Here is an 11,743-nt window from a genome sequence, read left to right on the forward strand (position 1 = left end):
CTGCTCAAAGATGGAAGGAATTGCCGAATCAGGACTTGCAAAACCGGGAAGCGATACCGACCCGCGTTTCACTCGCATGGCGGGATGTGCAAGCCGCGTGCCGCCCTGGCCGGATCGCGCATGGCGACCTCGTGGCGCCCGCTCTTCGCAGTCGCAGCAAAGCTGCGCCGCGCTTTTGCACTGCGCCTGTAAAAGCTGCCGCACTCCGCCCCTCGCGGCACGCTTCCTGCGACACCCGAATCGTCTTGCGCCCCGTGCGGCAACGCTTGGTATGACCGTTGCTTTAAAGCCAGGACTATTCCACTGGACTTTCGTTATGCCGCCCATTCTCGAACTGCGCAGCAAACAACACGTGGCGCTCACGCCTCGCCTGCAACAATCGGTGCGGCTGTTGCAGTTATCGTCGCTCGAGTTTCAGCACGAACTGCGTCAAGCACTCGATAACAATCCATTTCTCGAGTACGACGACCCCGTCGCGGAAGAGGCCGAGTCCCCCGCCAACGCCGCCCACGACGGCGATGCCACGACGCTGCAGCCCAACGCCGTGGCCGACGCGCCGCAAACCTCGGAGCCGGTCGATTCGTACGACAACATCTCGGGTCCCGACACGGCCAGCATCGCGCCCGCGGATGACCCCATCGGCGATTTCGGCGGAGACTGGACGGCGCGCGGCGCCTCGCGCAACAACGGCGATTCCGACGACGTCGACCCCGGCGCCTGGGCGCATGCGCACCTGACGATGCATGAGCATCTGCACAATCTGCTGCATCTTTATCCGCTCAACGAGCGCGATCGCGCCGCCGCGCAGATCGTCATCGAAGCGCTCGACGACGACGGCTATCTGCGCGAATCGCTCGACGAACTCGCGAGCGCATTCGAAGCCGATCCGCCGCTCGGCGAAGAAGAACTGCGCGTGGGATTGCGGCTCGTGCAAACGCTCGATCGTCCCGGCGTCGGCGCTCGCTCGCTGTCCGAATGCCTGTGCTTGCAGCTCGAAGCGATGCCGGACGACACGCCGGGTCGCGCGGCCGCGCACGCGGTCGCCGAGCACCATCTCGAACGGCTCGCTCGACGCGAGCACGCCGAGCTGCAAAAGCAGTTGGGCTGCTCGGCCGAGGAATTGCGCACGGCTTGCGCGCTCGTGCGGCGGCTCGACCCGAAGCCGGGTCAGTTCTACGCAAGGGCCGACGACAACTACGTCATCCCCGATGTCATCGTGCGCCGCGTGAAGGGGCGCTGGGCCGCCTCGATCAATCCTGCCGTGCTGCCGCGTGCGCGGATTCACCGCGTCTACGCGGAACTATTCGCACAATCGGGCGGCGCCGGCTCGCCGCTCGGGCAACAGTTGCAAGAGGCCCGCTGGCTGCTGCGCAATGCCGAACAGCGCTTCACGACGATCCAACGCGTGGCGCAGTGCATCGTCTCGTACCAAAAAGCGTTCTTCGACTACGGCGAAATCGCGCTGAAGCCGCTCGTGCTCAGCAAGCTCGCGGAAGAACTCGGCCTACACGAATCGACCGTCTCGCGCGCCTCGAGCAACAAGTACATGGCGACGCCCCGCGGCATCTTCGAATTTCGTCACTTCTTCCCGCGCGAGCTTGCCACCGAAACGGGCGGGCGCTGCTCGGCCGCCGCTGTGCGCGCGCTGATCAAGGAGATGATCGAGCAGGAAGACGTGCGCAATCCGCTCTCGGATGTCGCACTCGCGAAGATGCTCGCGCAGGAGGGCATGCTCGTCGCGCGCCGCACCGTTGCCAAGTATCGCAATCTGCTCAAGGTGCCGCCCGCGCAGTTGCGACGTCAAGCGTAGGCGCGCGCGCCGAGTCTTCTGGAATTGATTAGGTCTGCGAATCGTCCGCAGTCCTAATCAATTCCACCCGATGATCGAAATCGACACAATGAATAAGGCCGGCGCAGGAGCCGGCCCTATTCATCTGACGTGACGGCGACAGCTATTCGATCACGCCGCGATATCGGCCAATTTGACGGCCGTGCGCGTCACCGATGCCGCCGTGGTGACACTGCGTAGATCGGCCAGGAAAGCATCGCGCCACGTCGAGAGATCGCCCGCGCGCAACTGCGTCATCATGTCGGCGTGTCTCGCCTTGCGGTCCTCGAGCGGCATCGACAGCGCCCGCTCGAGCGCATCGGCCATTTGCGTCAGATCGAAGGGGTTGACGACTAGCGCGCCGGGCAGCTGCTCGGCCGCGCCGGCGAACTGCGACAGCACGAGCACGCCGGGATCTTCGGGGTCCTGCGAGGCTACGTACTCCTTGGCAACGAGATTCATCCCGTCGCGCAAAGGGGTGACGTAACCTACCTGCGACAGGCGAAACAGCGCCATCAACAGATTGCGCTCGTACTTCCGATTCAGGTATTGAATCGGCGTCCAGTCGAGTTGCGCAAAGCGCCCATTGATGCGACCGGCTTCTCCCTCCAGCGTCTGTCGAATGCGCTGATACGTCTGCACGTCGGAGCGTGTCGGCGGCGCAATCTGCACGAGTGAGACGCGCCCGTGCCAATGCGGCGCGCCGAGCAACAAACGCTCGAATGCCTGGAAGCGTTCGACGAGCCCCTTCGAATAATCGAGCCGGTCGACGCTCATGATGATTTTGCGTCCTCGCATCGCATCGCGCAGCGTCCCCACGGGCTTGCGATCGGAGAACTGCCGGGCCGCGTTGGCGATCGCGTCGGGATAAATGCCGATCGGATAGGCCCCGACCTTCAGCACCCGTCCAAATGCTTGGATCATGCCGTCGTCGCTCGCCGTGCCGAAGCCGCCGCGCTCGATGTAGTCGACGAACGACTGACGATCGGCGCTCGTTTGGAAACCGAGCACGTCGTAGCTGCACATCGCCTTGACGAGCTCCTCGTGCGGCGGCACGGTACGCAGCATCTCCGGAACCGGAAACGGAATATGCAAGAAGAAGCCGATCGGATTGGCCACGCCGATGTCGCGCAATGCGCGCGCAAACGGCAAAAGGTGATAGTCGTGAACCCAGATGATGTCGTCGGGCTCGAGCATGGCCTTCAACTGCTTGGCCAACGTCGCATTGACGCGCAGGTAGCCGGCGTACTCTTGCCGGTCGTAGCGGGATAAATCGGTGCGGTAGTGGAACGTCGGCCATAAGGTCGCGTTCGAAAATCCTCTGTAGTACTGATCATAATCGCGTCGCGTGAGGCCGACGGTCGCATACGTGACCTTGCCCTGCTTCTCGATCGACGGCGCGTGCGACTCGCCGACGATCTCTCCGCTCCATCCAAACCAGACGCCACCCGTTTCCTTCAGGGCGTCCAGCACGCCAATCGCGAGCCCCCCCGCTGCGGGACGGCCCTCCTGCGTCGGCGCGACGCGGTTCGATACCACGATAAGTCTGCTCATTGCGGCTCCACCTCTTCGGTTGGCATTCTCGTGCGACGAACACGCTCGCCGCCGCTAGACGTTCTGCACGCAAGGTGCGTGCCGCCTCAAACATCTAACGAATGCGTTCGCCATTCGGTTTGCCATTCGTATCACGGATGGGAAGCGCGCAATCGAGGGTGTAGCGCGTTGTATCCACGGGCACAGCGCGCGCGAACGCATCGCGCGAACCTATCGCGCGATGCGGGATGCAAGAAACGAATGCGTATGCCCTCGCCGCGCGCGCATGCGCTCGCGTACTCTGGGCTCACTTCTCACCGAAACCGCGCTTAGGCGTCCTGCTCGGAGCCTAGGTCGCGCTGATAATCCAGCCCTTCTGCGCGAGCGCCGCCTTGGTTGTGCTCGCCGTCGGGCGGGGTGTTGGGTGCCGCGCGGTTCTGTCCCGACGGATCGTGAGAAGACGGCGATTGAACGGGAAAACCGCCACCGTTCTTCGCTTCGCGCTTGAGCGAATGGCGCGCAGAGCGCCGCAACGCAGGATGTCTCATGGAACGATCTCCAAGAGCAGACGAATGCCCGGACAGGTAAGGCAATATCGACTTAAGTCTAGGATGCCGATCGAGCGAACGCGCGGTAACAATTGCGTCAGATTTGTAACCGGTACAGTGACGCGGCCGCCTTGTCAGCAATGCAGCGGCCGGTGCAGCGGCGGCGCCTCCGGCGGCACGACCGGCGGATCGCCGATCGGCGGGTGCTGAGGCTCCGGCGGATCGCGCTCCGGGAGGGGCCCCGGGATCGGCGGCTCCTTCGGCGGCGGCACGGGCGGATCGGGTTCGGGAGTATGCAGACGAATCGGTGCGCTGCGGGATACGGACATCGAGACTACCTCGTTGAGCAACCATGAAAGTTAGGTGTACTCACGAGCAAGTCCTCTGCCACGTCGCGGATATTGCGCGGCGACGAAGCCGTCGCCGCGATCGGTCGCGCATGGCGCGCGGCCCCCTCGCCTCAATTGCCGGCGGTCGCTTCGCCCGCTTCGCCGGCCGTATCGCTCTCGCTCGCAGCCGCTTTGCTTGCCTCGTCGCCATATTCGACGAGCCGGTTATACAACGTCTTCAGGCTAATGCCGAGAATCTCCGCGGCGCGCGTCTTGACGCCGCCGCACTGCTCCAGTGTCGCGAGAATGAGCTGACGATCGGCCGACGCGAGCGAGGTGCCGAACGGAATCGTCACAGCCGTGCCCGTCGAGGGCTTGGACAACGAGATCTGCAGCGGCACGGCCGCGGTGGTGTCGGCATCGGGCGCGGCCATGATGAAGGCGCGCTGCACATAGTTCTTCAATTCGCGCACGTTGCCCGGCCACGGATAGGACAACATCATGTCTTTCACCGCCGGCGGGAATTGCTTGGGTGAACCGTGACGCTCGTTGAGCTCGTCGAGAAACGCTTGCGCGAGCAGCCATACGTCGTTGCCGCGCTCGCGCAGCGGCGGCAGGCTGATCGGAAAGACGTTGAGCCGGTGATAGAGATCGAGCCGCAGCTTGCCTTCGAGCACGGCCTCCTCGGGATCGCGGTTCGTGGCCGCGATGACGCGCACATCGGTCTCGATTTCCTTGGTCGTGCCCACGCGCATGAACATGCCCGTTTCCAGCACCCGCAGAAACTTGACCTGCAATTCGGCGGGCATCTCGGTGATTTCATCGAGAAAGATCGTGCCGCCGCTCGCGCGTTCGAAATAGCCCTTGTGTTGACGGTCCGCGCCCGTGAACGACCCGCGCTCATGCCCGAACATCTCCGATTCGATCAGGTTCGGCGAAATGGCGCCGCAATTGACGGCCAGGAACGCATGCTTGCGACGCAAGCTCAACTCATGAATGGTTTGCGCCGCTACTTCTTTGCCCGTGCCGGACTCGCCGACCAGCAGCACGGATGCCGCGGTCGGCGCCACGCGGCCGATTTGGTCGTAGACCGATTGCATCGCCTGCGAATTGCCGAGCATCAAACCGAAGCGGCCCATGCGGCGTAGCTCGCCGCGCAGCGTGCCGATCTGCGCCTTCAAATCGCCCGCGCGCGGCAACCGGTCGAGTACCGCTTTGACGCGCTGCATGTTGATCGGCTTGACGAGGTAGTCGGAGGCACCCATCTTCAGCGCCGTCACGGCCGACTCGACCGTTGCATGGCCGGTGATGACGACGATCTCGACGCCCGAGCGCGGGTCGAGATCCTCGAATAGGTCGACGCCGCTGCCGTCCGGCAGTTGCAAATCCGTGAACACGACATCGGGCGTTTGTCTCACGAGCTGAATGCGGGCCTCGCGCAAATCGCCGGCCGTTGCCGTCGTCAAGCCGTCGGCGGCGATGATCGCTACGAGGGCTTCGCGCGTTTCGGGGTCGTCGTCGACTATCAGCACATGTGGCATCTGGGTTCGCTGTTCCGTTGATGAACAAAGGTTGGAAAAGGACGAGATTCGACGTTCGGCACGAACGCCGACGGCCCGCGCGGCTCATCGCATCATTGTGCCTAGATGCGGCGACGCAGGCGAGCTATTCGGCACACCGGGTGGAAACCGGCACCGCCGGGCGACGGCACCGTGGCACCGCAGCGCGCGAGAAGGTACGGAAAAGCGCAAAAAACGACGTCAGCTATGCCCGTGGGGGAAAATCCATGCGTCGCGCGTACCGCCGACACGCCCGAAAGCGCCTTGGCCTGAGCCGTTGGTCGCGACGCCGCGCCCGACGCTGCTGTCCGACATCGACGGCGCCGTGACCGCCGACGTCGTCACGGTGCCGCCTTCGCCCTCCCACCGGCTCAACTCTCCTGCGAGCCGCGCCTGCGAAGCACGATGCTTTTGCGCCCAGCGCCACGCGATCACGCCGCCGACCGCGACGAGCGCGCCGAAAACGCCGATTTTGGGACGAGCCATGTGATCCCCCTTAGCATTTGCTCGGTTCATTGACGAATGCAAGGTAAAGCGGCCCTTTGCGTACTTCAACATCCATGCCGCCGGATGTCTTTCCGATCGATCCGAGCGTGCCGAGTTCCGCTTACCGTGGAATTCTGTCAGACGCAGTTTTCGTGCCAGACGGCAAGCGGCCGCAAGGATGCGTCGCGACCGCTTTGCGTGGTTAAATACTCCTTTGGATTTTGAACTAGCCACGCGCGTTGCCGCCGAAGGAAGGGGCGCACAATCTTTCTCACGGCGGCCACGCCACCTGGACTGTCATCACATGCCCGAGTCTACCGATCTTGAAACGCCGCCTGCGGCGCCGGAGCAAGACGCAGCGACGCGGTTCGCCAAGAGCCTCGTGCGCGATGCCGCGGGGCTCGAATCGTACGGCGTGCTCTACGGCTCGTCGCCGTCGATGCTCGAACTGTACGAACAAATCGAGCGTGTCGCGTCCACCGATGCGACCGTGCTGGTCGTCGGCGAATCCGGCACCGGCAAGGAACTCATCGCTCGCACGGTCCACGACCGCAGTTCGCGCAAAAACGGCCCGTTCGTAGCCGTCAACTGCGGCGCGATTCCCGACAGCCTCATCGAAGCCGAACTATTCGGCCATGAGCGCGGCAGCTTCACGGGCGCCGTGCAGGGGCGCGCCGGCTATTTCGAACACGCGAACGGCGGCACGCTGTTCCTCGACGAAGTCACCGAGATGATGCCGGTGCGCCAGGTCAAGCTGCTGCGCGCGCTCGAAACCGGTACCTTCTATCGCGTCGGCGGCACCGAGCTGCTGCGCAGCGACGTGCGCGTCATTGCCGCGACCAATCGTGACCCGATGTTGGCCGTGAAGGAAAACGGCCTGCGCGAAGACTTGATGTACCGGCTCGCGGTATTCCCGCTGCGAGCGCCGCCGCTGCGCGAACGCGAAGGCGACCGCGAGCTGCTCGCACAGCATTTTCTGACCGGGCTCAATGCGCAAGAAGGCACGAACAAAGTCTTCAGCAAACGCGCCAAGGAAACGCTGCGCACCTACTCGTGGCCCGGCAACGTCCGCGAACTCAAGAACAGCGTCTATCGGGCATTCATCCTCGCGGAGAAGACGGTCGAGATCGAGCATCCACGTCTTGCCGCGCGTTCGAAGAAGGCGGTGACGCAGGGCGATGCGATGAGCATTTGGGTCGGCACACCGCTCGCCGAGGCGCAGCGGCAGATCATCCTCGGCACGCTCAAGCACTGCGGCGGCGACAAGCGGCGGGCAGCGAAGGCACTGGGCGTGAGCCTGAAGACGCTCTACAACCGCCTCGGCACATACGAAGACGAAGACGACAATCCCGCACCGGACGCGTAAAGACGAACGCGCCGCACGCGTGCCCGCGTAGGCGGGCCGAGTGCGGCGCGCGGATGCGCCCGATGCACCAGGGAATCGGCGTCTGCGCGCTTAGGACTCCACGTCCTCGAGGCTGAAGATTTCCGTCTGGTCGTTGTACGAGAAGATCTCGCCGTAACGACCCCAGTTGATGACGGCGTCGAGCGTCTCTTCGGCCGCACTGTCCGATAGGAAATCTTCGAGCTCCTGCTCGAAGCGCACGCGCGGCGCGCGATGGCCGGGCCGCTCGTTGAGCACCTTCTTGATCCGCGCCGCCAGCGGCACGTGACGCAGCAGGTGCTCGGCAAACATCATCTTGCGCTCTTGCGTACCGAACTCGGCGAACACGCGCGCAGGCGGCGTGAGGAAAATATCGCCTTCGCGCACGTCGGCAAAGCCGAGGTGCTGCAACACTTCCGCGATCGGGAACAGATCGTCGACCTCGAGGTGCAGCGAACGCGCAATTTCCGGCATGTCGGCGCGGCCGTGGTAGGGCGGCGCCGCCAGCGTTTCGATGAGACCGGCCATCAGGTTCGTCGACACGCTCGGCAGCCAACTGCCGAGCTCGAGACCCTTCTTCGTCGCTTCGTCGGTCCGGCGCGCCGTCATCTTCGCGTAGATCTCGTCGACGAGCCTTCGGAAAGCCGGATCGAGCCGGTTGCGCGGATGCGCGAACGGGACCTTGATCTCGGCAATCACGCGCCCCGGATTGGACGAGAGCACGAGGATGCGATCGCACATGAACACCGCTTCCTCGATGTTGTGCGTGACGATCAGCACCGATTTGATCGGCATGCGCCGCTGCGTCCACAGATCGAGCAAGTCGGTTCGCAGCGTCTCGGCGGTCAGCACGTCGAGCGCGGAGAACGGCTCGTCCATGAGCAGCAGCGTGGGGTCGACCACGAGCGCGCGCGCGAAGCCCACGCGCTGGCGCATGCCGCCCGAGAGCTCGCGCGGATAAGCGTTTTCGAAGCCGTCGAGGCCGATGAGGTCGATCGCGGCCAGCGCACGCTCGCGGCGCTCGCGCGCGGCCACGCCTAGCGCCTCGAGCCCCGCTTCCACGTTCTGCAGCACGGTCAGCCAAGGAAACAGTGCAAACGTCTGGAACACCATCGCCACGCCCGCGGCGGGGCCGGACAGCGGCGCGCCGAGATAGGTGACATCGCCCGCGGTCGGCTCGATGAGGCCCGCGATGATGCGCAGGAGCGTCGACTTGCCCGAGCCCGAACGCCCGAGCAGCCCGACGATCTCGCCTTCGCGCAGCGAGAGGTTGACGTCGTCGAGCACGAGCAGCTCGCCCTGCGCCTTCGCGAAGCCGCGGCGCACGTCCTTGACGTTGAGAACTTCCTCGCCCAGACGCGGCGCGGCGGCGGCGATCGCGCTGGTGAACGGCGCGGCGCTTAGGTCAGCTTTGGGATTTTGCATTGCGCTTCACTCTTGGATTGAGCACTCGGTCGGCGCGCCGCGACGGCGCGCCTTGACGGCCAAACTAAACGATCAGTCGAGCCGCAGCTTCGCTTCCGCATAGGCATACAGCGGACGCCAAAGCAACCGGTTGAACAACGTCACGAACAACGACATCACGGCAATGCCGAGAATGATTTTCGGAAAATCGCCCGCGGCCGTGTATTGCGCGATGTACGCGCCGAGCCCGTGCGCGGCCACTTTCGTGTCGCCCCACTGCACCAGTTCCGACACGATGCTCGCGTTCCATGCGCCGCCCGAGGCGGTAATCGCGCCCGTCACGTAATACGGGAAAATGCCGGGCAACATCGCCTGACGCCACCATTGCCAGCCGCGAATGCGAAAGTTCGCCGCCGCTTCACGATAGTCGTTCGGATAAGCCGTCGTGCCCGCAATGACGTTGAACAGGATATACCACTGTGTCCCGAGCACGATGAGCGGCGACAGCCAGATATCGGCGTTCAGATGGAACCGCACGATGACGATCACGAACACGGGAAAGAGCAGGTTCGCCGGAAATGCCGCGAGGAACTGCGCGATCGGCTGCACTTTTTCGGCGATGGCGGGCTTCAGGCCGATCTTGACGCCGATCGGCACCCAGATCAGCGTGGACAGCGCGATGAGCACCACGACCCGCGCGAGCGTGATGAAACCGAGGACGAACACGTGACCGACTTCGGCGCCCGTCACGCCCGTCCGCACGTAGGCAACGACACGCCATACGACATAGACGGTGCCCGCCAGCACCAGCAAGCCCCAGGCGATATCGCCGGCCAGCGAGCGCTTTTCGAGCCGCGCCAAGCGCGCGAGCGGCGCGGTATCGATACGCGGCAAACGCAGCGGCAAACGGGCGAGCTTCGCAAAGATCCAACCGGCCGGCACGAGCAGCAGATGGATCAGACGTGTGCGGCGCACGAGATCGAGCAGCCACGATTCGGGCGCGTCGCCCGAGCTCGTCGTCTCCATGCGGAACTTGTCGGCCCAGGCAACGAGCGGACGGAACATGAGCTGATCGTAGGCGAGAATGACGACGGTCATCGCGAGGATCACCCAGCCGATTGCGCCGAGGTTCTTGTCGGTGATCGCCTGCGCGAGATAGGCGCCGATTCCGGGCAGCGTGATCGTGTTGTTGCCGACGGTGATCGCCTCCGACGCCACGACGAAGAACCAGCCGCCCGACATCGACATCATCATGTTCCAGATGAGGCCCGGCATCGAGAACGGCACCTCGAGCTTCCAAAAGCGCTGCCAAGCCGTCAGGTGAAAGCCCCGTGAGACTTCGTCGAGATCGCGCGGCACCGTGCGCAGCGACTGGTAGAAGCTGAACGTCATGTTCCAGGCTTGGCTCGTGAAGATCGCGAAGATCGCCGCGAGCTCGGCGCCGAGCACGCGTGCCGGGAACAGTGCGAGGAAGAACGTCACCGTAAACGAGATGTAGCCGAGCACCGGCACCGACTGCAGGATGTCGAGAATCGGCACGAGCACCATTCCCGCGCGGCGGCTCTTGGCGGCGAGGGTGCCGTACACGAGCGTGAACACGAGCGACGCGACCATCGCCGCCAGCATGCGCAGCGTCGTGCGCAGTGCGTATTCGGGCAGCATCGCGGGATTGAGCGAGATGACCTGCGTCTTGAGCGTCGAAATCGGCGCCATCGTCTGGTGAAAGCCGATCGCGGTCATCGCGATCACGCAGATAATGAGCGGGAATGCGACGAAATCCCAGCGGTTCGGAGCCAGTCGCCACGCCGATGCGTTCGCGGTGCGGTTCAGATTGAAGCCGAAATCCATTACGTCCCCTTCACGCCGCGCGGCGAACGGTGGGTGGCGCAGGGGGCGCCGACTGCAAGGCCGCGCGCGGCCGGTGAGCTCACGCGAGCATGCGCGCGCGGGGCGACGGAACGATCCGGGACACGGAATACAAGCATGGCGAGCGTATGGTTGCGGTGATGCGATTTTTGAGCGCGAATCGTTGACTGCTGTCGACCGAGCCTTCCGTCCTGGCTGCCGGCCTATGCCGCCTTTGCGACGGCACGACACTACTACAACCTATGTTTCAGGCACAACCGCGCCGGCCATAAAATTCGCGCGCCGGCGGCCGGCCGGCGTACTTGGCACGCCCGGACGAGGCACCGGAGCGTAAAAAGTGCACGGCAACGATCGGCAAACGCGAAATTATGCCGCGAAGCGACGGCGCGGGGAACCCACGGGCGGGGCGGCCGCAGACCGCGCTCGAGGCGAAATCGGCGAACGAACGGTACTTCGGCGAGAGCGTATGATCGTTTCTCGTGGCGAATGAACCTACCGATCTACCGGGAGATGCGTATGAAAGGAAATCTGGTCATCGTCTGTCGCGACCAAGACGCTGGCGCCTTCGACGAACTCATGGCCGAATACGGCGCGTTCCAGACCAGGCTGTCGTCCACCGCATGGTATCTGAAGCTCGATACCGAGCCGGAGGAAATCCAGGACGAAATCCTCGCGCGGCTCGGCAAGTACACCACCCACTACATCTTCGAAGCGAACAGCGTCACCTACAACACCGTGGACAACGAAGCCGCCGCGGCGCTCGACGCATTGTTCGCCGAATGACGGCCGCATAAGCGCCGCTCGAC

The 11,743-nt window shown here is 64.1% G+C and carries 10 protein-coding genes; 3 read left to right on the top strand and 7 right to left on the bottom strand.

Annotation, left to right across the window (positions count from 1 at the left end):
• Positions 1-316 precede the first annotated feature (316 nt).
• A complete protein-coding gene (locus tag J3485_RS14140) occupies positions 317-1,810 on the top strand; it encodes an RNA polymerase factor sigma-54 (protein ID WP_206953406.1) in 1,494 nt (497 codons plus the stop codon).
• 150 nt (positions 1,811-1,960) lie between these two features.
• Here J3485_RS14140 and otsA read toward each other — a convergent pair whose 3' ends face one another.
• The 5 genes from otsA to J3485_RS14165 form a co-directional block, all read right to left on the bottom strand.
• A complete protein-coding gene (gene otsA / locus J3485_RS14145; protein WP_206953408.1) occupies positions 1,961-3,382 on the bottom strand; it encodes an alpha,alpha-trehalose-phosphate synthase (UDP-forming) in 1,422 nt (473 codons plus the stop codon).
• Between the two features lie 308 nt (positions 3,383-3,690).
• Positions 3,691-3,909: a hypothetical protein gene (locus J3485_RS14150; RefSeq protein WP_206953410.1), complete on the bottom strand. Its 219-nt coding sequence runs from the start codon at positions 3,907-3,909 to the stop codon at positions 3,691-3,693.
• A gap of 134 nt (positions 3,910-4,043) precedes the next feature.
• The gene (locus tag J3485_RS14155) at positions 4,044-4,238 is read right to left on the bottom strand and encodes a hypothetical protein (protein ID WP_206953412.1); all 195 of its coding nucleotides are present in this window, start codon (positions 4,236-4,238) and stop codon (positions 4,044-4,046) included.
• A 131-nt stretch (positions 4,239-4,369) separates the two neighbouring features.
• Positions 4,370-5,779, bottom strand: a complete 1,410-nt coding sequence (locus tag J3485_RS14160) for a sigma-54-dependent transcriptional regulator (RefSeq protein WP_206953414.1) — start codon at positions 5,777-5,779, stop codon at positions 4,370-4,372.
• A gap of 219 nt (positions 5,780-5,998) precedes the next feature.
• Positions 5,999-6,283 (bottom strand): hypothetical protein, encoded by a 285-nt coding sequence (locus tag J3485_RS14165; RefSeq protein WP_206953416.1) that lies wholly within the window; start codon positions 6,281-6,283, stop codon positions 5,999-6,001.
• A 304-nt stretch (positions 6,284-6,587) separates the two neighbouring features.
• Here J3485_RS14165 and J3485_RS14170 point away from each other — a divergent pair, with 304 nt between their 5' ends.
• Positions 6,588-7,649, top strand: coding sequence for a sigma-54 interaction domain-containing protein (locus J3485_RS14170; RefSeq protein ID WP_206953418.1), 1,062 nt, complete (start codon positions 6,588-6,590; stop codon positions 7,647-7,649).
• Between the two features lie 90 nt (positions 7,650-7,739).
• Here J3485_RS14170 and J3485_RS14175 read toward each other — a convergent pair whose 3' ends face one another.
• On the bottom strand, positions 7,740-9,092 hold the full coding sequence (locus J3485_RS14175; RefSeq protein ID WP_206953432.1) for an ABC transporter ATP-binding protein: 1,353 nt from the start codon (positions 9,090-9,092) through the stop codon (positions 7,740-7,742).
• A gap of 72 nt (positions 9,093-9,164) precedes the next feature.
• On the bottom strand, positions 9,165-10,919 hold the full coding sequence (locus J3485_RS14180; protein ID WP_206953435.1) for an ABC transporter permease: 1,755 nt from the start codon (positions 10,917-10,919) through the stop codon (positions 9,165-9,167).
• A 534-nt stretch (positions 10,920-11,453) separates the two neighbouring features.
• Here J3485_RS14180 and J3485_RS14185 point away from each other — a divergent pair.
• The gene (locus J3485_RS14185; RefSeq protein WP_206953437.1) at positions 11,454-11,720 is read left to right on the top strand and encodes a double-stranded DNA-specific endonuclease; all 267 of its coding nucleotides are present in this window, start codon (positions 11,454-11,456) and stop codon (positions 11,718-11,720) included.
• Positions 11,721-11,743: the final 23 nt, after the last annotated feature.

The organism is Trinickia acidisoli, from assembly GCF_017315725.1.
GTDB classification, from domain to species: Bacteria; Pseudomonadota; Gammaproteobacteria; order Burkholderiales; family Burkholderiaceae; genus Trinickia; species Trinickia acidisoli.